We start from the raw sequence: 20487 nt of genomic DNA, 5'->3' as shown, positions 1-20487 counted from the left end.
GCAAGCAGGCGCGAAACCGTCGATTTTACGTTTTTACCGCCTTGTCGCGTCAGGGCAACGGAAGCCCGGATTGCGGTTCCGTCCTACGGACCGGCCCCTGGCCGAGCCGTTGATTGTGTAAGTGCGTATGGCACAATGCCCCGGACGTAACTGGTGAATTGGTCACTAAGGACGTAGTGTTGGCGCAGCGCTGCTGCGACTTTTCCCCAAGAGGAGAACCATGAAGAAACTGAATAAAGTAGCGCTGATGTTTGCTTCCGCTGCGCTGCTGTCTGGCTGCGGCGTGATGTCCACCACGGCACCTGCCAGCGGCGGCCGCGTGGTGGCCGCCAACGGTGGCACCGTCGTCGACAACTGGCAGAACGGCACCGGCGAGTACGTGTGGCGCAACGGCACCAACGAACTCTGCTGGCGCGATGCCAACTGGACCCCCGCCACTGCCGCCGTCGGCTGCGACGGCGCTCTGGTCCGCGCACCCGCCGTGGTGGCCGCTCCCGCGCCCGCCCCGGCCCCGGCTCCGGCCGCCCGCCCGGCGCCCCCGCCGCCGCCCGCCCCGGCTCCGGCTCCCCAGCCGCCCGCCGCTACCAAGGTGACCTACGCTGCCGACGCCTTCTTCGACTTCGACAAGGCTGTGCTCAAGCCCGAAGGCCGCGCCAAGCTGGACGACCTGGTCGGCAAGATCAAGGACATCAACCTGGAAGTGATCATCGCCGTGGGCCACACCGACGCCGTGGGCAACGACGCGTACAACCAGAAGCTTTCCGTCGCGCGCGCCGAGTCCGTGAAGAACTACCTGGTCTCCAAGGGCATCGAGAAGAACCGCGTGTACACCGAAGGCAAGGGCGAGAAGCAGCCCGTGGCCGACAACAAGACCGCCGAAGGCCGCGCGAAGAACCGCCGCGTGGAAATCGAAGTGGTCGGCACGCGCGCCAACCGCTGATCCCACAGCCACGAGAAATCGTGCACGAAAGGCCCCGCTCGGCGGGGCCTTTTTTCATTTGCTCACGAGCTACAAGCTCCACAATCTGCCACAGCCATGAATGAAACCCTGAACGCCGATCCCGCGGAATTGGCGAAGTTCTCCGAGCAGGCCCACCGCTGGTGGGATCCGGACAGCGAGTTCGGGCCGCTGCACGCCCTGAACCCGCTGCGCCTGCAGTGGATCGACGGCATGGCGCAACTGGCGGGCAAGCGGGTGCTGGACATCGGCTGCGGCGGCGGCATCCTGGCCGACAGCATGGCGCGCCGGGGCGCGAACGTCCTGGGCATCGACCTGGCGACCAAGGCGCTGCGCGTCGCTCCAGCTGCATGCGCTGGAGGCGGGCACGCCCAACGTGGAATACCGCGAGGTGAGCGCCGAGGCGCTGGCGGCGGAGCAGCCGGGCCAGTTCGACGTGGTCACCTGCATGGAGATGCTGGAACACGTGCCGCGCCCGGAATCGGTGGTGCAGGCGGCCGCCGCCCTGGTGAAGCCGGGCGGCTGGGTGTTCTTCTCCACCATCAACCGCAACCCCAAGAGCTTCATGTTCGCGATCGTGGGGGCGGAGTACGTGCTGAACATGCTGCCCCGGGGCACGCACGAATACCTGAAGTTCATCAAGCCCAGCGAGCTGGCGTCCTGGTGCCGCATGGCGCGGCTGGACGTGCTGCAGACGCAGGGCATGGAATACAACCCGCTCACCCGCCGCTACTGGCTGTCCGGGGACACGAGCGTCAATTACCTGGCAGCCGCCCGCAGGATGTGATGTTTGCGCAAGACGTGAAAGCCGTCCTGTTCGACCTGGACGGCACCCTCATCGACAGCGCACCCGACCTGGGTGCGGCGGCGGACAAGATGCGCACGGACCGCGGGCTGCCCTCGCTGCCCCTGGACCGGTACCGGCCCATGGCCGGCGCCGGCGCGCGCGGCATGCTGGGCGTGGCCTTCGGCATGACGCCGGAACACCCCGACTTCCCCGCCATGCGCGAGGAGTTCTTCCGCAACTACGAAAGCTGCATGACCCAGCGCACCTATGCCTTCGAAGGCGTGGCGCAGATGATCGCGGCGCTGGTGGACCAGGGCGTGCCCTGGGGCGTGGTGACCAACAAGTCGATGCGCTTCACCGGCCCGCTGACCAAGGGCATGACGCTGTTCTCCACCGCCCGCACGGTGGTCGGCGGGGATTCGACGCCGCATGCCAAGCCGCATCCGGCGCCGCTGCTGGAGGCGGCGCGGCAGGTGGACGTGTGCCCGACGAAATGCATCTACGTGGGCGACGACATGCGCGACGTGCTGGCCGGCAAGGCCGCCGGCATGGGCACGGTGGCGGCCACCTATGGCTACCTCGGCAGCGTGGACGTGAAGGACTGGGGCGCGGACCGGCATATCGAGGCGCCGATGGCGCTGCTGTCGCTGCTGCAGTTCCGGCAGGCGGCCTGACCCACGCGGGGTCGTCCTGCTTTTCAATTCCTACCCGTTCCTCTTCGCGTTCCTGCCCGTCGTGCTCCTGGGTTTCTACCTGGTGGGCCGCAGCAGCCATGCGCTGGCCACGCTCTGGCTGGCGATCGCCTCGCTGTTCTTCTACGGCTGGTGGGACGTGCGCTACGTCGCCCTGCTGCTGGCCTCGATCGCCTTCAACTATTTCGCCGGCGCCCTGATCGCCCGCGCCCGTCATCCCCGCGCAGGCGGGACCCAAGGCTTCCAGGCCCCAAGGCCCTGCTGGCCACTGCCGTCGCCGCCAACCTGGGCCTGCTCGCGTATTACAAGTACGCGAACTTCTTCGTCGACAACCTCAACCAGCTCGCCGGGGCTGACCTCGCGCTGGCCACCGTGATCCTGCCGCTGGGGATCTCTTTCTACACCTTCACCCAGATCGCCTTCCTGGTGGACACGTACCAGGGCAAGGTGACGGAGTTCAACTTCTTCCGCTACGCGCTGTTCGTCACCTGGTTCCCGCACCTGATCGCGGGGCCGGTGCTGCACCACGCGGAAATGATGCCGCAGTTCGCCCGCAAGGCGGTCTGCCGCATCGACTGGCAGAACGTGGCCGTCGGCCTGTCGATCTTCGTCCTGGGGCTGGCCAAGAAGGTGCTGCTGGCGGACTCGATCGCGGAGTTCGCCTCGCCGGTGTTCGACGGCGTCAAGGCCGGAGCGCAGCCCATGCTGTTCGAGGCCTGGGTCGGCGCGCTGGCCTACACGCTGCAGCTGTACCTGGATTTCTCCGCCTATTCCGACATGGCGATCGGCCTGTCGCTGATGTTCAACGTGCGCCTGCCGCTGAACTTCGACTCTCCGTACAAGGCCACCAGCATCATCGACTTCTGGCGGCGCTGGCACATGACGCTGTCACGCTTCCTGCGCGACTACCTCTACATCCCGCTCGGCGGCGGGCGCGCCGGCAACGCGCGGCGCTATGCCAACCTGATGACCACCATGGTGCTGGGCGGCCTGTGGCACGGGGCCGGCTGGACCTTCGTCGTCTGGGGCACGCTGCATGGCTGCTACCTGCTGGTGAACCACGCGTGGCGCGCATTCAGGCGCAGGCACGGCTGGGGTGAAGGAGGGCGCGCGGCGGCCCTGGCCGCCGGCGCACTGACCTTCCTGGCCGTCGTCGTCGGCTGGGTGTTCTTCCGCGCGGACAGCATGGCGTCCGCCGTGACCATGCTGCAGGGCATGACGGGAATGCCGGCGTGGCCATGGCCGACAAGGCGACCCGATTGTTCAGCCCCGGACAGGCGCTGGGGCACCTCGTGCTCGGATTCGCCATCGTCTGGTGCCTGCCCAACGTCCACCAGATCTTCCGCAGCTACCGGCCGGTGTGCGGCGAAGGCTCGGATGAGGAAGTTCCGGGCGTCCGTGCCAGCCGGCCGGAGGGCGCGCGCGGGTCGTCCCGGGTCCAGGCGCGGCTGGCGTGGAGGCCCTCGCGTGCCTGGGCCTGGTTCACGGGCCTGCTCTGCGTGGCCGCACTGCTCAACCTGACGCGCGTGAGCGAGTTCCTGTACTTCCAGTTCTGACCATGCGCCGCTACGTGCTCCATGTCCTGTTGGTTGCGCTGGTCGTCTTCGTTCCGATCGTGGCGTTCTCGTGGTGGATCGAGCCGCTGCACGGGGACCTGACGCGCGTCGGCATGTGGCCCGAACGCGATTACGGCCCGAGGGAGCCGGCCGTGCCCATAGCCGTCGCCGCGCCACCTCCGGACGGCAACGCAACGCGTCCATCCTCGTCCTCGGCGATTCCTTCGCGCGCGACAACCTCTGGCAATCCGTCCTGCAGGAAAGCAGCGGGCGCAGCGTCCAGTCCTTCGACCTCGACCGGACCTGCCTCACGGAATGGCTGGCGGTTGCGCTGGCCGACCGGTCCAGCAGCGTGATCGTCCTGCAATCGGTCGAAAGAGGCGTGATCGCGCATTTCGCCCGGGTGCCGGATTGCGGGCAGGCCAGGATCCGGCCATTCGAGGTCGAGGCGGGGCCGACGATCAACGAGCGCCAGCGGTGGCCGCTCACGCTCGATGCCCGCTACCTGGGGCGCACTGCGCTCAACCTGGCACGCGCGTCCTTCGGGGAGAAACCGGTGCGGGCAAGTCCAGGACGGTCAACGTCCCCTTGCGCAAGGATTGCGCGCGCTTTTCCAGCCGGCGCAGCGACCGGCTGCTGTACTACGCGGAAGAGGACCTGAAGGCGGGCTGGAGCGACGCCGACGTCCGGGCATCGGTCGCCCGCATCCTGGAGATCCAGCGCTCGGTGGAGCAGGCGGGCAAGCGTTTCGTCTTCGTGCTCGCGCCCGACAAGTCCGCCGTGTACAGCACCTGCTTCGTCGAGGCGCGGCCGGGTTCGCGCGCGCCGCGCATCAACGAGCTGCTGATCGCCGCGGGAGTCAACGCGCCCGACATGACGGCCGAATACGAAAGGCGCATCAACACGGTCGTGGACCTGTACAACCCCGACGACACCCACTGGTCGAATGCGGGCCATGTGCTGGCGGGGCAGACGGTGGCGCGCTTCGTGGGGGGCGGCAAGAGCGTCCCTTGATGCCGGCGGCGGCCGCCGGCCCGGCGATCACGCCGTCGCGTAGCCCCGCGGGTTCCCGCTTTGCCAGCGCCACGCGTCGGCGCACATCTCCTGCAGGCTGCGGCGCGCTTCCCACCCGAGCAGCTCGCGGGCCAGGGACGGATCCGCATAGCACTGGGCGACGTCGCCCGCACGGCGATCGACCAGCTGGTACGGCACCGGCCGCCCACTGGCCTGCTCGAAAGCGCGCACCACTTCCAGCACGCTGTATCCGCGGCCCGTTCCCAGGTTCACGGTGAAGCTCCGGGGCCGCGCCAGCAGCGCCTGCAGCGCCGCCACGTGGCCGGCGGCCAGGTCCTGCACGTGGATGTAGTCGCGCACGCCCGTGCCATCGGGGGTGGGGTAGTCGTGGCCGAACACGTTCAGGTGCGGCCGCAGTCCCACCGCCACCTGCGTGACGTAGGGCATCAGGTTGTTGGGAATCCCCGAGGGATCCTCGCCGATCAGCCCGCTGGGGTGGGCGCCCACCGGATTGAAATAGCGCAGCACGCCGATGCGCCATGCGGGCTGGGCGAGCAGGACTGCCTGCAGCATGTCCTCGATCACCAGCTTGGTGTGGCCGTAGGGGTTGGTGTGGCTGCGGGGGAAATCCTCGGTGATCGGCACCGTGGCGGGGTCGCCGTACACCGTCGCGCTGCTGGAAAAGACGAGCGTTGGCAGACCCGAAGCTCCCTGGCCCAGGCACACCTCTTCCATCGCCCGCAACAAGCTCACCGCCCCGCCGATATTGTTGTGGAAGTACTTCAACGGCTGGGCCACGCTCTCCCCCACCGCCTTGTCCCCCGCGAAGTGGATGACGCCCACCGGCCGGTGCCGCCGAAGCACGGCCTCCACGAAAGCGGTATCCAGCACGTCGCCCTGCTCGATCACCGGCGCGCGCCCGGTGATCCGCCCCAGCCGCTCCAGCACGGCAGGATGGCTGTTGGCGAAGTTGTCCAGGATCACCGGCTCGAAGCCGGCTTCCCGCAGGGCGACGAAGGTGTGGCTGCCGATGTAGCCGGCACCGCCGGTGAGGAGGACGCTGCGGGTCGCGGAAACGGCTGGGGAAGTCATGCGTGAGAGGGAGGGATGTCCTTGCGGGCCAGCCCCGCGATTGCCGCGACTATAGCCGGGCAGTTTTCGGGGCCGACCGGCAGCCCGACCCTTGAATTCTCCCCGCGTGCCGTAAGATACGTCTTCCTGGGGCTGCACCGGTTTCGACGTGGGTTCGGACACGCAGCAGGGCATGTCGAGGCTCAGTTACCTCGTTAATCCATCTGAAACAAACCAACTGCGAACGACGAACGTTTCGCCCTCGCCGCTTAAACACCGGTGAGCCTTGCAACAGTCGGCCGATGGGCTGGGCAAAAGGGAGCAATCCCCTAGCTGCAAGGTAATCTACATTGGCTGGCCCCCGACCGGGTACCTTGGTCGGGAGCGAGAAAATAGGGTGCTGGCCGGCCGGATAGCGTGCGACTGCGCGATCCGGTTGGCGAGACACAAACCAGATCGCTAAACATGTAGAACTGTTCGTAGAAGGCTTGCGGACGCGGGTTCAATTCCCGCCAGCTCCACCATTCATTCGGAAGGCAGTTGTTTGCTATTCTGTCGTCGACGGCGGAGCCAGTGCGGAGAGCTTTTGGCATGCGCCGGATGACGGGATTTCCATGATCTGCCCGAAATGCAAGAGCACGGTCGTCCAGCGGATCCGCCGTAACTGGTGGGAAAGGCTGCTTCCCCGGTGGCGGCGCTATTACTGCGCCGCCTGCCGCCACGCATTCCGCGCCTTGCCCACCTGAAGCGCGCTGGCAGCCCGGGCTATTCCTGGCGGGCCTCTTCGCCCTTGCGCCGCTGGTGTTCGTCGACCTGCTGCAGCACCTCCACCACGTACATGGTCGCGATGACCGCCAGCAAGACCACGACGGCGCGCAGGAAGGTGCGCTTGACGTTGACTTTGGCGCCGGGCAGCAGCAGCGTCGCCTTGCACATCCGGCAGCGATAGCGCCGGCGGCCGACGAAAACACGCATCCACCATTTGCGCGGCAGCAGCCGGTAGTGGGACGCCCCGCAGGCGCAGGGCGTGAAGCGCAGGCGCTTGCCGGCGCGGTGCGGCCGGTCCTGGGTCACGGCGGGTGACTCGTTCAGGGGATCCGGGGAACTAGGCTGCAGCACGAACCCGCCCTTTGGTTTGCAGGAATGGAATGATGCCACCGCGCAGGGCTCCTGCCATCCGTGCGAGCCCCACGTGCGACGCCGGCATTTGCTTCACAGGCCTGGAATCAGCTCGCGGTAGACCCCGAGCGTTCTCTCGACCACGCGCTGCTCGTCGAATTCGGCCACCGCCTTGGCGCGAGCTGCCGCGCCGACGCGCTTGCGCAGCGCGGGTTCCGCGTGCAGGCGCACAATCGCCGCGGCCAGTGCAGTGGCGTTCCTGGCGGGCACCAGCAGGCCGTCGACGTCGTCGGTGACCACCTCGCGGCACCCGGGCACGTCGGTCGTGACGATGGGCAGCCCGCAGGCCGCGGCCTCGATCAAACCCTTCGGCAGGCCTTCGCGATAGCTCGGCAGCACCACCGCATCGACGGAGTGGAACAGGCCCGGCATGTCGTGCACGTGCCCCAGCCACTCGACCACGCCCTCGGCAACCCAGCCCTTGATGACCGCCTCCGGCACCGCTGCCGGGTTGCCGGGGTCCGGGTCGCCGGCCAGCAGGAAATCGATGGGAAGGCCGGCGGCACGCACCTGCCTGCCTGCGTCCACGTACTCGGCCACTCCCTTGTCCCAGAGCAGTCGCGCCGGAAGCAGCACGCGAAAGCGGTCCTTGCTCGCCGGCGCGGCTTCGCCGGTCGGTGGGGTGAAGCGGCTGCAATCGACCCCGGAGCCGGGGATCAGCCGCACGCGCTCCGGCTTGACGAGGCGCGCGCGGGCGAACAGGTCGACATCGTCGGGGTTCTGCAGGATCAGGCGCGCCCCTTCGCCGTCGAGCGCGAACCGCAGCAGGTTGCGGATGATCGGGCGCAGCACGAGAGCCCTCGGTTCGTTGCTGGTGAAGACGTAGCCCATGCCGGCCACCGCGTTCACCCGCGCCGGAATGCCCGCCAGCCGCGCGGCGATCGATCCGTACACGGCGCACTTGATGGTGAACCCGTGCACGAGGTCGACCTGCTCGCGCGCGATCAGCCTCCTGAGCCACTGGACCAGCGCGAACTCGCGCAATGGATTCAGGCTGCGTCGCACCATGGGCGCGGACTCCCAGCGGAAGCCGATGTCCCTCAGCTTCTGGCCGTAGGGGCCCGGCGGCGACACCAGCAGGACTTCGTGGCCGGCATCGCGCAGCGCCCGCGCCAGTGAAAGCCTGAAGTTGAACAGGTACCACTCGGTATTGGCGAAAAGCAGGACCTTCACGGGCGGTGCTCCCACGGTCAGGCGACGCGGTTCGTCCGCAGCCAGGACTGGAACATCAGCACGCTCCAGAGCCGCTGGCTCCAGTCGTGCGAGCCGGCGAGGTGCTGTTGCCACGCCAGCCGGATGGGCCGCCCCTGCAGGAAGCCCTGGTCGCGCAAGCCGGCTTCCTCCAGCAGGCTCTCCGCCCACTCGCGCAAGGGGCCACGCAGCCAGTCGGCCAGGGGAATGGCAAAGCCGCTCTTCGGCCGCTCGACCAGCGCCCGCGGCACATGGCGGTACAGAACCTGGCGCAGTGCCCACTTGGTCTGTCCGGCCCGCAGTTTCATCTGCGGCGGCAGGCGCCAGGCGAGCTCGGCCACCCGGTGGTCCAGGAAGGGGACCCGCGTCTCCAGGCTGATCGCCATCGCGGCGCGGTCCACCTTGCACAGGATGTCGTCGGGCAGGTAGGTGAGCGCGTCCCAGTACATCATGCGGGCCGGCGAGCCGTCGAGGCCCGCGTGCGGCAACTCCGGCAGTTCCATCCGTCGCTCCGGAAGCCCCGCCGGATCCTGGAGCAGCGCGCGCGGCGCGGGCCAGCAGGCGACCAGGTTGCGATACAGGTCGTCCACCGAGTGCGCGCCTTCCATCGCCGTGGCCAGCTTGCGCATCTTCTCGGCCGGATGGCGCACGTGGCGCAAGGCAACGGCGGCGTGTTCGCTCGCGGATGCCGCCACGCGCAGGCTGCCGCCGCCGACGGCGCGTCGCGCGGCGGGATGCAGCCAGGAAACGTGGCCCCAGACGCGAGGTGCCCAGAGGTAGCGGTTGTAGCCGCCGAACAATTCGTCCCCGGCATCGCCGGAGAGCGCCACCGTGACCTGCGACCGAGCCGCCCGACACACGAGGTGGGTGGGGATCTGGGACGAGTCGGCGAAGGGCTCGTCGTACATCGTCGGCAGCTCGGGGACGATGCTGCGCGCTTCCGCCGAGGTGACGCGCAACTCGTGGTGCTCGGTGCCCAGGTGCCGGGCCACGGCGGCCGCGTGCGGGGATTCGTCGTACCTGGGATCCTCGAATGCCACGGTGAAGGTCTGCACCGGCCGCGCACTCTGCTGCTGCATGAGGGCGACGATCAGGGACGAATCGACGCCTCCGCTGAGGAAGGCTCCGAGCGGAACGTCGGCGAGCGACTGCAGCCGCACGGCTTCGGCAAGCCGGGCTTCCAGGACCTCGATGGCCTCCGCATCGTCCCGCAAGCGTTCGCGAGCTGCCTGCTCCACGACCTGCGCGAGCTTCCACCAGCGGTGCACGGACAGCGTGCCGTGGGCGCCGGGGGCGCGGATCGGTTGGGAGGGCGCCGTTTCCGGCGGCTTGTCCTGCACCGTCAGCAGGCAGCCCGGCTCGAGCTTGTACACGCCCTCGTGGATGGACCAGGGCGCGGGGACGTAGAGGAGGCGAAGGTATTCGGCGACCGCGTGGGTGCACACCGGTGCCGCGAAGCCTGGATGCGCGCGCAGGGCCTTGAGCTCGGAACCGAAGACGAACGCCCCACGCACCCAGCCGTAGTACAGGGGTTTCTCGCCGAAGCGGTCGCGTGCGAGCTGCAGGCGCCGTTCGCGGGTATCCCAGAGGGCCAGCGCGAACATGCCGACGCAGCGCAGCAGCGTCGCCTCCACGCCCCAGCACTCGAAGCCGGCGAGCAGCGTTTCCGTGTCGGAGTGGCCGCGCCAGGCAGGCGCAGCCCCTTCCGACTCCAGCGCCCGCCTCAGTTCGGCGTGGTTGTAGACCTCGCCGTTGAACACCAGCACGAAGCGGCCGGAGGCCGACACCATGGGCTGGTGGCCGGCGGCGGACAGATCGACGATCGAGAGGCGCAGGTGGCCCAGCGCGACCCCGTGCCGGGCGTCGGCCCACTCGCCGTGGTCGTCGGGACCCCGATGCGCGATCGCCTGTGCCATGCGGCCGACGACGTGCAGCAGCTCAGGCCGCCCGACGGAGCCAAAGGTGAGAAGGCCTGTGATGCCGCACATGTCGGGTTCAGTAGTGGGCGGATGGACGCGCCGCGAGCACCGAGATGCGCTTCTTCAGCAGCCTGCGGACGGCATCGGTGTTGCGTTCGGTCGCCAGCGAGAACAACCAGGAGAACAGGTACACGAGCACGATCGTCAGGAGGTAGACGGCGATGCCGACGGGATCCGTCGGGTTGAAGCCGCTGGCGATGCCGGGCAAGGCGCCGGTGGCGTGCAGCAAGGCCAGGATGAACAGCATCAGCGGGAAGTGCAGGAGGTACAGGCTGAAGGAGAAGCTGGCCAGGAACGCATTGAGTCCGGCAGCCCGTTCCAGCCAGCCGTAGGTGCGTCCGCGCAGGGCCACCAGCAGCCACGCGAAAGAAATGGCCACCAGGTAGTTCTTGGCCTCGCGCAGCAACGGGAACGCATCCAGCTGCGCCTGCGCCAGGCGCGCGGCGACCAGGACGAGCAGCAAGGTGGCCGCGGCGATGGCCGGTGGCCCCGCCCTTCGCGCGGGCACCAGTGCGACGGCCACCCCCGTGCACCACAGTCCCAGCAGCACCAGGAACTTCGCACCGAGCAGGCCGACTGCGACCACCAGCAGCAGCGCCGCGAACAGGCGCGCCCCGGCAGTGCGCGCCAGCGTGGCGGCGGAGACGGCCAGCAGGAAGACGGCGTAGAACCAGAACTCGCCCGAAATGGTCCACAAGGGCTGGTTGCTGCCCGCCGGCGCGACCAGGTAGTGCTGCACCATCAGGATGTTTCCGAAGAGCGTCTCGGGCGACAGGCCGCTTGCGAAGGGTGGGGCGGTGACCTTCTGCGCGATCATGGGGTGCGAGTGGTCCCAGAAGCCGACCTGGTGCAGCAGCGAGCTGCCCACCACGTCCATGGCATAGCCCAGCAGCAGGGCGGGCAGGAAAGGCAGGTAAAGCCGGGTGAGCCGGTCGAGCGCATAGCCCGTTGGATCGAATTTCCCGGCCTGCACGCGGGCGAGGCCGGCACCGCCGACCAGCAGCCCGCTCAGGACGAAGAAGACGGTCACCGCTTCGGCATGCCATCCGGTGAGGAAGTACCAGACTTGCACGCCGAGGGTGCGGTCTGTGGCGGGTACCTGCCCGTAGCCCAGGAACAGCGGATTGCGCAGGTGTGCCACGAACACCAGCGAGGCGGCGAACCACCTCGCCAGGTCCAGGAAGGACACCAGCGTGGGCGAACGCAGGTCGCCCGCCAGGGTGCCCAGGTTGTGTTCCAGCGCTGACTTCAAGGGACGCGCCTCACGAGAACAGCCACTTGTACGGCACCCACAATTCCGCCGAGTAGGTACCGAGGTGCAGCCACACGAAGAAGTAGCCCAGGTAGCTCACCACGATGGCTGCGCGCATCACGGTGTAGTACCTGCCATCCCAGAGCAAGCTGGGCATCCTGGCGAATCCCACCAGCTGGAACGGGAACAGGTAGAGTCCGGCGCGGTCCGCGGGCGTGCTCGCGTAGATCGACAGGGGCACGAAGGCCAGTGCAAGCACGGCGAAGGGCAGCCAGATGCCGTAATCGTCATAGACGGCCTTGAACCGGCGCGTCTTCAGGAAGAACACGGCGGCGGCCAGGCCGGTGACGCAGGCCCGGAGGAAGGCCCCGCCGGATTCGTACCGGTCCGATTCGAGGTAGTTGCTGGCATAGCCCTCGAGCGTGTCGTCGAAAAGGTAGCGCGCCGCGAAGGCCAGCACCGCCGCGAGCAGCGCGCGGGAGGCGAACCAGGCCACGCCCTTCTGTTCCCGCGTCACCGCGATGATCGGAAAGGCCATGGCGGCGAAGGCCGAAAAGTGGAAGGTCGCGCCGAGTGCGATCGCGATGGCTGCCCGGCCCAGCCGCGCCTCCCGCATCTGGATCATTCCCAGCCAGACCAGCGACACCGCCACGCCCTGCCGCGTGTACCCCATGGCGATGACGATGACGAAATAAGGGATGGCCAGCGTGAGGAGCAAGAGCGGATCGCGTTCCCGGGCGGCGGCGCTGAACAGGCAGTACAGGACGATCAGTGCGCAGGCGCCGTTGACGCCATAGATGCCCAGGTCCAGCTGCGACGACAGCCAGTTGAGCAGGCCGTAGCCCGGCTCCACCACCTCCATCGCCTCGCCCAGCGATGCCCCGACCAGCAGCTCGTACAGCTTCAGGTACATGGGGTAGTCGCCGCCCGTTTCCCGCAGCGACAGGATGAGGAACAGCGCCACGAACAGCACGGACATGGCGATCTGCGCCAGCACCGTGCGCCGCGCAGGATGCGCCAGCGACAGCAGCGCCGGGAACAGGACCATGGCCCAGTAGATGAACATCGCGGCCTTTCTCTAGTCCAGGTAGCCGACGTAGTAGTCGCGCAGGTATTCGCGCAGGCAGGTGCGCCAGTCGCGCATCACGTTCGCTCCCCGCAGGTCCAGCTTCTTCGTGATCAGGCGTTCCGAGGGTGGGCGCGCGGCAAAGTATTCCTTCGAGAAGAAGGCCGAGTTCACCGGCGTGACGCGGATGCTGTCCCGGCGGCCGAGCATGCCCACCAGTTCCTGCGCGACCTCCAGCCGGCCTGTCACGCCGCCGCACACCATGTTGTACACGCCCCAGAGTTCGCGCTCCAGCAGCACCTTGACGTTGGCGGCGAAGTCGTGGGTGTAGGTCGGCGTGCCCAGCTTGTCGTCCACCACGTGCAGTTCCCGCGCGCCGTCGCGGATCTGCAGCATCAGCTTCTGGATGAACTTCTTGTCCTTCGCCGGCCCCGCGCCCATCATCCAGCCGGCGCGGCAGACCAGGTAGCGGCGGCAGTTCTCGGCCACGAAGCGCTCGCCCATGTACTTGGAGCGCGCGTAGTGGCCCAGCGGATTGGGGGTGTCCCAGTCGTCATACGTGTCCTGCCGGCCGTCGAAGATGCCGGCGGTGGAGATGTAGAGCAGCGGGATGTCGAGCTTGTTCGCGACGTGCACGGCGTCCTCCACCGGCAGCGTGTTGGTCGCGTAGGCGTCGTCCGGGTTTTCCTCGCAGTACTCGAGACTGGTGTGCGCGCCGAGGTGGAACAGGTAGTCGGGCCGGAACTCCTCCACGTCGCGGCGATAGGCCGCGCCGTCCCTGAAGTCGAGGAACGAGAGCCAGTCGGCATTGACATCCTTGTCGGTGCAGCGCAGCGTGTTGTGCGGAGCGAACAGCTTCTGGAATGCCTCTCCCAGCATGCCACCGCTGCCAGCCATGTAGATTCGTTTGTCTTGCATGTTCGAGCCCCTAGGACACTTTCTCGAGGACGCCGCGGTACTGCGTACTGATCGCGGTCGTCGAATACTTGGCCACGGCGTCCTGCCGCGCCGCGGCGCCCAGCCTGCGCCGCAGTTCTGCATCGCCGATCAGGCGTTCCAGGGCATCCACCCATTCGTCCGGCGTACGCACCAGCAGCCCGTTCACGCCGTGCTGGATGATCATGGGCGTGATCCCCGCATCGCTCGCCACGGTCGGCAGGCCGAACGCCATGTACTGGATCGCCTTCAATCCACTCTTTCCCATTACCCACTCGTCCCGCGGAAGCGGGTATACCCCGATGTCGAGCGCCTGCAGGTCCTCGACTTCCCCTTCTTTCGTCCAGCGGACCACCTCCAGGTCGACGCCGGGCAATTCGTAGTCGAAATTGCCGATCACCCGCAGCCGGTAGTCGACGCGGCGGGCGAGCCGCTGGAACACTTCCCGCAGCAGGTCGAGGTACACGCGCGAGGAGAAGGTGCCGGTCCAGCCCACGACCACCTTGCGGCCGGTGCCCGGGTGCGGCCGCGGTACGAACCTGTGCGTGTCCACGGACGATGAAATGTACGTGCTCGCGCGGGCGCCGTGCTGCTGCAGGCAGAAGTCGCGCAGGAAGGGGGATGACGCGATCACGTGGTCGGCATGGCGGATCAGGAAGGTCGCCTTGCCGGGACCCTTCAGGCGCGCAACGATGGCGTTGGGGTTGTATCCCCTGGGCAGGCGCTGCCCGACCACCACGTTGTCCTCGACGTCGAACACCAGCCGGGGCGCCAGCCTGCGCACGATGCGCTCCATCACCGACGACCCGAAGGGCGTCACCCACATGAACACGTACACGAGGTCGTAGCGGCCGACACGGGTGAGGTCGCGCAGCCGCCTGAGATGGCCGCGCAGCACGCCGAAAGCCTTGCTGGCCAGCCGGCCCGGTTCGTAGGCGACCTGCCACATCGGCAGGTCCATGAAGGACGAAACGTCGATGTCCCAGCCCATCGCGCGCCAGTCGTCGAGATACTGTTCGTACTTGAGGCGCTGGCCGGCCGCGACGCCCACCGGGAAGGGGCAGAGCACCAGCATCCTGCGGCGGGCGGATCTCATGCTGCCTTGACCCCCACGGCCACCCAGAATGGCTCTTTGTCGGAGAAGCGGACCTGTTCCAGCCCGGCGGCCTGCATCATCTCCAGGATTTCGCGGCGCGTGAAGCGCTGTTCCAGCGGCGTGCCGAAGCGGTCACGGCTGTCGGTTCGCATGGTGTAGAAGGACGCGTTGCGGTAGAAGGACAGGGGCAGCGCAGCCGGGTTCATTCCCGCCCGCTCCACCAGGCGCGCCAGGCGGGCCAGCGGCCAGTACAGCATGGCCGCCAGCAGGTCGGTGGTTGCCGCCTTCAGGGCGTCTGGCAGCCGGCTGATCCCGGACCGGAGCCAGTCCGAGGCGCGCCACAGCAGGCGGAACCACCACGGCCGGTTATCGAAGCGGTAATACAGGTACAGCAGGAAAGGCGCGCCCGGCTTGAGCAGGCGCGTGCAGGCCGCTAGGGCTGCCGCGGTGTCGGGAATGTGGTGCAGCACGCCCAGCGAGTAGCCGAAATCCTGGCTGGCGGGGGCCATCGGGACGGTGTCGACCGAGGCATGGACCAGGTTCACGTTGTCGAAGCCGGCCAGCGTGCGCGCTGCCACCGCCAGTGCTTCCGCGGATGGGTCGATGCAGTTCATCTGGCCCACCCGGGGCGCCACCAGCCTGGCCCACCGACCCGAGCCGCAGCCCATGTCGAAGCCGACGGCGGCCGGGGGCAGGCGGTCCCAGGGGAACACGTCGAAGTAGGTGTCGAACAGCCGGCCGAGCTCGTCTGCCGACAGCTCCGACTGGTCGAATCGCGCCCACTCGCTTCCGAAGGACGCCACGGTCTGCGGGTCGATGTTGCGCGGTGCCCCTGTCTGCATCTGTGCTTCCTGTTCCTGCCTATGCCTGCGGCACGAGCGACTGGTAGATCAATGGTAAGCGGCCACGCCGTGCTCGAGCGAAAAAGCTCCCGCGCCGTGGCTTCGCAACGGGCCGGCAAGGCGGGGTCCTCGACCAGCCGCAAGGCCTCGTCCACGGCGGCGGCGATGCTGCCTGCCTGCAGGTCCTGCAGGACCACGCCCACGCGCCTGCCCTTCAGCACCTCCGCGACGTCGCCCACGCCGCTGTTCCCCAGGCACGGCACGCCGCAACCGAGATACTCCGCCATTTTCGTGGGCGCACTGGCGATCTTGGAGTACGAAGGCTTGATCAGCGCCGCACCCAGGTGCATGCGCTGGATCAGCGCGGGCACCTCGTCGTGCGCCGCGGAGACCAGTTCCATGCGGTCTGCAGGAATGCCCTGCGCGGCGGCGAGCCGCCGGATCAGGTCGTGTTCCTTGCGGTTCACGACGAGGAAGCGCGCGTCCGGCCGGCGCACCAGCAGCTGCCGGAAGAAGGCGAGCGTCTCCTCGAACAGGTACCAGGTGCCGACCGAGCCGACGTATCCGAACAGGAAGGGCCGCGGCTCGCGGCGCCCCGAAGGATGGAACTTCACCAGGTCGGCGCAGGTCGGGATGACCGTGATCGGCTTGGGCCGGCTGCGCAGCACGTCGAACCGGCGCAGTTCGCTGGCGGACGCGGCCGTGAGCGTGACGATGTGGTCGGCCGCGCGCAGGAAGCGGGTCTCGAGCGACTTGGCGACGCGGTAGAGGGTTCCGCCCCTGGGCCACAAGGCGCCATCGACGCGCTCGTCGGCCCAGAAGCCGCGCATGTCGAACAGCAGCTTGGAGGACGTCAGCCGCCGCACCGGCAGCGCCATCAGCGCCGGTACGTAGGAGCGCACGTGCACGATGCGCGCGCGCAGCCGCAGCACCAGCCAGAACGCCGTGACCGCCCCCACCGCCACGTCGAATGCGGTGGCGGGCGCCGAGGGTGTCTTGTGGTAGGGCAGGGGCGTCCAGCCGATGCCCAGCCCCTGCAGGCGCGTGCGCATGGCCGCCATCGCGGGGCCGTTCCTGCGGTCCGCCTGCTTCTCGAATGACAGGATATGCACGCGGTGGTCGGCCGCGAGCTGGACGAGATAGGCCAGCACCTGGCTCTGCCCGAGCGGTTCGAGCAATCCATCGTACGTGATGTACAGGATGGACCTCATGGCTTGCGCACGATCCCCACGTACTTGCCCTGGTACTCGGTCACCGCGAAGGGCGCACCCACGGCTTCGATGAGGTCCCGGAACGCGAGGTTGTCCTGGATGTCGTCGGAGATGAAGACCCCGCCCGGCCGCAATGCCTTCCACATGAGGTCGTAGCCGTACTGGCGCCCGTCGCAGGACTTGTCGGAGTCGTAGTGGCACAGGTCGATGCGTCCGCCGAAGTGGCGCAGCGCCTTCTTCAGTCCCCACCGGTCCGGCTCCCGGATCAGGAGCCAGCGCGCGCGCAGCCGCTGCGGCACGGCGACGCCCACCCAGGCTTCGTTGTTCAGTTTCGGATAAGGGCATGTCCACGCTCGCGAGCGCGCCCTTGCCGTTCGCGGCGAGTCCCGCCAGCACCGCGAGACTGGACCAGCCGTAGGCGACACCGGTTTCCACCACGCGCTCGGCGCCGGAGAGGATCACCGCGGCGTAGAGCAGGTCGATGTCGCCCGGCCCGCCCATGGTGACGCTCGCGGCCGAGGCGAGCCGGTGCGCTTCGTCCTTCAGCGCCTGCGGCAGCCGCGGAAACTCCGCCGGGCCTGCGGCGCCGATGCCGACGGTCCGCAGAGCGGCGTCCACGGGCACCGCGCGTTCTGCGGCCCAGCGCGTCGCGTGCGCCTGGTGGTCGGGGGTGTCGCCGCTGCTCCTGAACCTGCGGCAGCCGAGTGCGGCGGCGTGCGCCCAGAAACGGGGGCGCTGGAGGAACCAGAAACCGGTCTTGACGACTTCGATCATTTGGAGGGACTTGTCAGGGAGGATTCGGCGAACTGTTCCCCCGCCGGGAACATGAGGTCCAGGTACTTGCGGGTCACCACGCGCGGCGCGAAATCCGCCGCCCTGGACATCAGCAGGCGGCGGTCCGGGGGTTCCAGCAGCGCGGCGACCATGGCGGAGGCGAGCGAGGAGGCGTCGCCCACCGGCACCAGCCGCCCATAGCGGCCGCCCTCGAGGATCTCGGCCGGCCCGCCGGGACAGTCGGTCGACACCACCGGCACCCCGCAGCCCAGCGCTTCGACGATGACGTTGCCGAAGCCTTCGTAGTCGGAGGAAAGGGTGAACAGGTCGGACGAAAGATAGTAGGAGATCGGATCGTCGACGTGGCCGGGCATCAGGACCTTGTCCTCGAGCCCTTCGGAGCGCGCGAGCTCGGCGATGCTCGGTCCCAGGTCGCCCTCGCCCAGGATCATCAGCCGGGCGTCGACCCGCGCCAGCACCTGCTTGAAGGCGCGCAGCAGCAGGGCATGGTTCTTCTGCGCCTTCAGCCGGCCCACGGTGAGGATGCGCTTGCCATGCCAGCCACCCCACGCAGCCTCCGCGGCCTGCTGCGCAGCCGGCTCCGGAAGTCCGATCGCCACCGGGTTGTGGACCACGCTGAACCACCGCCGCGGCAGACCCGAGAGACGCGACAGGTCGTCGGCGACGCCGCCCGACACGCAGATGCGGGCCGAAGCGAGCGGGTAGGTGAGGGCGACGGAGACGCGCTGCAGCAGCCGGTGCGCGCTGCCGCGCGAGGCGTACTGGAGCGACAGCGGATTGTGGTCGCTCAGGACGATGCGGCCCGGAAGCCGCGCGAGGCGGTGCGCCACCGCGGTGAGGCAGGTCACGGGCCACAGGGCCGCGTGCACCGCGTCGGGCCGCTCGGCCCGCAGGTAGCGGCGCAGGGGGCCGAGCGCATTGCGGATCTGGGGCACGCCGAGGTTGAACAGGCGGCAGCCGGGCGGCAGCAGTCCGCTGACGTCGTGCGGCTCGTTCAGGCAGACGATGTCGGTCTCCAGCCCCAGCTGCAGGTACTCCTCGGCCTGGCTGATCACCAGGCGCTCCAGTCCGTAGGTCGGATACAGGCTGGGCAGCACGGTGGCGACGCGGCGCGGCCTGGGTGCGCCCGCGGATGCCACCGGCAGGGCTGCGTCCTGCAGCGGAGCCGCGTTCATCGGGCGCTCCCGACGACGGGATTCCGCCGCATCCAGCCTGAAGCGAGCGTGAGCGGCTTCATGGCCTTGCCCAGGTGCCGCCACTCCGAACCGAGCCGCACCAGCTGGCCGCCGAATTTCTGCTTGAACTGGTGGATGCCGTTGGCCGGATCGAGGCTGGGCACTCCGCCCAGGTCGTACCAGGCCAGGCCGCGCGCCTTCAGCTCCTGCATCGCCCGCCAGTGGATGAACTGGCCCACCCCGTCGTTCTCCCTGGCCGGATTGACGCCGTACATGAAGAAGCCGGTGTCGCGGGTCGTGTACAGGTGCAGGAAGTTGGTCGCCTCCGCGCCGCGGCGCGCGGCGAGCAGCAGTGCGCAGCCCTGCGCGTACATGCGGCGGACCACGTCGCGCCGCACCGGCGAGAGGCCGCGCTCCGAGGCCATCGCCGCGTAGGCCGACAGGAACTCGTCCAGCAGCGCCTCTCCCGGCCGCTCGTGGACCTCGACCTCGACGCCGCAGCCTTCGGCCTTGCGCAGCTTGCGGCGATAGTCCGTGCTCATCGCCGAGCGCAGCGCGGATTCGTCCTGCGACAGGTCGATCACGAAAGTGGCCACGTTGAGCAGGCGCTCGGAGGCCGCCGCGCGGTGGAAGGGCAGGCCCGCGAGCAAGGACGCGTCGCCGATGGCATCGTCGAAGTCGTGCACGTACACATCGGCGCAGGTGATCCTGCCCGCCGTGCGGCGCAGGACGGCCGGCAGGGCGGGCAGCCCATGGGCGGAAAGCAGGACCAGGCTGCGGTTGACGACCCCATAGCGCTTGCGCAGCACGCGCAAGCCGGCCTGGTCCTCTTCCGCCGTCCAGCCGAAGAAGCGCTGGTGCGGGCTGTCCGCGTCGAGGAAGACGCTGCGGTAGGCGGGCCTGCTCATGAAGGGAGGGTCCTCCGACACGCGTAGTAATGCCAGGGCACGAGGTAGGGCGAACGCACCTGTGGCGAGGGGCCGGCGACCTGCTCGAGGATCTCCAGGCCGGCTTGCTGCAACTGCGGCGCCATGGTTTCCGGTGTCGACACGTAGTGGTCCATGCCGCCATGGACGGGGTCGTGGATGTAGCCCTGGCCGGCGGCGAACACCTTGCCGCGCAGTGCCTTCAGCGTGAACTGGGCGGACTTGCCCAAGGCGCGGACCATGCGCCAGGCGACTTGGTGCGGGCGGGCGCCGTGCAGCTCCGGCCACACGCCCAGGATCCTGGCATTGTGCGAGGAGAAGATGAACACGCCGCCCGGCTTCAGCACCCGGGCGGTCTCTTCCAGGCAGCGCTTGCGTCCCTCGTCGCTGCGGATGACGTCGATCCCGTTGAAGGAGAACACGACGGCGTCGAACTCGCCGTCCCGGAACTGCGACATGTCGGTGGCGTCGCAGTGGCGGAACTCCAGCGCCGGGAAGCGCGCCCGGCAGGAGTCGACCATCGCCTTCGAGTAGTCCGCGCCGACGTAGCGCGCCGCGCCCTTGGCCAGGTGGGGCGTGGTGCGCCCGCCACCCACCCCGATGTCGAGGATCGCCAGGCCGGGGCGCAGGTGCCTGGAGAACAGGTGGGCCTCGGCCGGCTGGAGCTCCGTCTGCCGCTCGTAGTAGGAAACGACTTCACCGGTCTCGTACTTCGCGAGGTTCGCGTCGGCCTGCATGCGTGTGTCCATCATGTGTCACTC

The 20487-nt window shown here is 68.5% G+C and carries 19 protein-coding genes, 1 other RNA gene and 1 pseudogene; 7 read left to right on the top strand and 14 right to left on the bottom strand.

Translation table 11 applies throughout. The annotated features are described in order from the left end of the window. The first annotated feature begins 220 nt into the window (after nt 1-220). The 6 genes and pseudogenes from ompA (at nt 221) to HK415_RS11715 (ending at nt 5007) form a co-directional block, all read left to right on the top strand. Complete coding sequence (gene ompA, locus HK415_RS11735) at nt 221-940, top strand: outer membrane protein OmpA (RefSeq protein WP_171559345.1); 720 nt, start codon at nt 221-223, stop codon at nt 938-940. Nucleotides 941-1036: 96 nt separating this feature from the next. Continuing rightward, nucleotides 1037-1745 (top strand): annotated as a pseudogene (ubiG, locus tag HK415_RS11730) (bifunctional 2-polyprenyl-6-hydroxyphenol methylase/3-demethylubiquinol 3-O-methyltransferase UbiG). Next, entirely contained in the window at nt 1745-2419 is a 675-nt protein-coding gene (locus tag HK415_RS11725) for an HAD-IA family hydrolase (protein WP_171559341.1), read from the top strand. The pseudogene ubiG and the gene HK415_RS11725 overlap by 1 nt, the downstream one beginning before the upstream one ends. Nucleotides 2420-2480: 61 nt before the next feature. Then, a complete protein-coding gene (locus tag HK415_RS25010; RefSeq protein WP_253261850.1) occupies nt 2481-2813 on the top strand; it encodes a hypothetical protein in 333 nt (110 codons plus the stop codon). Continuing rightward, nucleotides 2810-3958, top strand: coding sequence for an MBOAT family O-acyltransferase (locus HK415_RS11720; protein ID WP_309246667.1), 1149 nt, complete (start codon nt 2810-2812; stop codon nt 3956-3958). The genes HK415_RS25010 and HK415_RS11720 overlap by 4 nt, the downstream gene beginning before the upstream one ends. Nucleotides 3959-4581: 623 nt before the next feature. After that, complete coding sequence (locus HK415_RS11715; RefSeq protein WP_171559337.1) at nt 4582-5007, top strand: alginate O-acetyltransferase AlgX-related protein; 426 nt, start codon at nt 4582-4584, stop codon at nt 5005-5007. Between the two features lie 27 nt (nt 5008-5034). Here the strand turns inward: HK415_RS11715 and galE are convergent, their stop codons facing one another. Continuing rightward, nucleotides 5035-6099: a UDP-glucose 4-epimerase GalE gene (gene galE / locus HK415_RS11710; protein ID WP_171559334.1), complete on the bottom strand. Its 1065-nt coding sequence runs from the start codon at nt 6097-6099 to the stop codon at nt 5035-5037. 128 nt (nt 6100-6227) lie between these two features. Here galE and ssrA point away from each other — a divergent pair. Next, nucleotides 6228-6602, top strand: a transfer-messenger RNA (tmRNA) gene (ssrA, locus tag HK415_RS11705). Between the two features lie 241 nt (nt 6603-6843). On the opposite strand, the gene HK415_RS11700 is transcribed toward ssrA, so the two are convergent. The 13 genes from HK415_RS11700 to HK415_RS11645 form a co-directional block, all read right to left on the bottom strand. Then, a complete protein-coding gene (locus tag HK415_RS11700; RefSeq protein ID WP_171559329.1) occupies nt 6844-7152 on the bottom strand; it encodes a hypothetical protein in 309 nt (102 codons plus the stop codon). Between the two features lie 138 nt (nt 7153-7290). Next, the gene (locus HK415_RS11695) at nt 7291-8430 is read right to left on the bottom strand and encodes a glycosyltransferase family 4 protein (protein WP_171559326.1); all 1140 of its coding nucleotides are present in this window, start codon (nt 8428-8430) and stop codon (nt 7291-7293) included. Between the two features lie 17 nt (nt 8431-8447). Beyond that, complete coding sequence (gene asnB / locus HK415_RS11690) at nt 8448-10436, bottom strand: asparagine synthase (glutamine-hydrolyzing) (RefSeq protein WP_171559323.1); 1989 nt, start codon at nt 10434-10436, stop codon at nt 8448-8450. Between the two features lie 7 nt (nt 10437-10443). Then, a complete protein-coding gene (locus HK415_RS11685; protein WP_171559320.1) occupies nt 10444-11679 on the bottom strand; it encodes an acyltransferase family protein in 1236 nt (411 codons plus the stop codon). 10 nt (nt 11680-11689) lie between these two features. Then, complete coding sequence (locus HK415_RS11680) at nt 11690-12745, bottom strand: EpsG family protein (RefSeq protein ID WP_171559317.1); 1056 nt, start codon at nt 12743-12745, stop codon at nt 11690-11692. A gap of 12 nt (nt 12746-12757) precedes the next feature. After that, nucleotides 12758-13663, bottom strand: coding sequence for an SDR family oxidoreductase (locus HK415_RS11675; protein WP_171559312.1), 906 nt, complete (start codon nt 13661-13663; stop codon nt 12758-12760). A gap of 10 nt (nt 13664-13673) precedes the next feature. Continuing rightward, a complete protein-coding gene (locus HK415_RS11670; RefSeq protein ID WP_171559309.1) occupies nt 13674-14777 on the bottom strand; it encodes a glycosyltransferase family 4 protein in 1104 nt (367 codons plus the stop codon). Continuing rightward, nucleotides 14774-15445, bottom strand: coding sequence for a class I SAM-dependent methyltransferase (locus tag HK415_RS11665; RefSeq protein ID WP_253262187.1), 672 nt, complete (start codon nt 15443-15445; stop codon nt 14774-14776). Before HK415_RS11665 ends, HK415_RS11670 begins: the two co-directional genes overlap by 4 nt. Further along, entirely contained in the window at nt 15388-16830 is a 1443-nt protein-coding gene (locus HK415_RS23920; protein WP_216369780.1) for a glycosyltransferase, read from the bottom strand. The genes HK415_RS11665 and HK415_RS23920 overlap by 58 nt, the downstream gene beginning before the upstream one ends. Continuing rightward, nucleotides 16827-17141 carry a class I SAM-dependent methyltransferase gene (locus HK415_RS11660; RefSeq protein ID WP_171559301.1) on the bottom strand — a complete coding sequence of 105 codons (315 nt, stop codon included), beginning with the start codon at nt 17139-17141 and terminating at the stop codon, nt 16827-16829. The genes HK415_RS23920 and HK415_RS11660 overlap by 4 nt, the downstream gene beginning before the upstream one ends. 459 nt (nt 17142-17600) lie before the next feature. After that, on the bottom strand, nt 17601-18800 hold the full coding sequence (locus tag HK415_RS11655; protein ID WP_171559297.1) for a glycosyltransferase: 1200 nt from the start codon (nt 18798-18800) through the stop codon (nt 17601-17603). Further along, nucleotides 18797-19708: a GNAT family N-acetyltransferase gene (locus HK415_RS11650; RefSeq protein WP_171559293.1), complete on the bottom strand. Its 912-nt coding sequence runs from the start codon at nt 19706-19708 to the stop codon at nt 18797-18799. The genes HK415_RS11655 and HK415_RS11650 overlap by 4 nt, the downstream gene beginning before the upstream one ends. Beyond that, nucleotides 19705-20478 carry a class I SAM-dependent methyltransferase gene (locus HK415_RS11645; protein ID WP_171559290.1) on the bottom strand — a complete coding sequence of 258 codons (774 nt, stop codon included), beginning with the start codon at nt 20476-20478 and terminating at the stop codon, nt 19705-19707. The genes HK415_RS11650 and HK415_RS11645 overlap by 4 nt, the downstream gene beginning before the upstream one ends. Nucleotides 20479-20487: the final 9 nt, after the last annotated feature.

Origin of the sequence: Ramlibacter montanisoli, from assembly GCF_013087525.1 — a bacterium.
Lineage (GTDB): Bacteria > Pseudomonadota > Gammaproteobacteria > Burkholderiales > Burkholderiaceae_C > Ramlibacter > Ramlibacter montanisoli.
The sequence above is the reverse complement of the archived record's forward strand: the minus strand, read 5'-3'. Positions and strand labels throughout refer to the sequence as shown.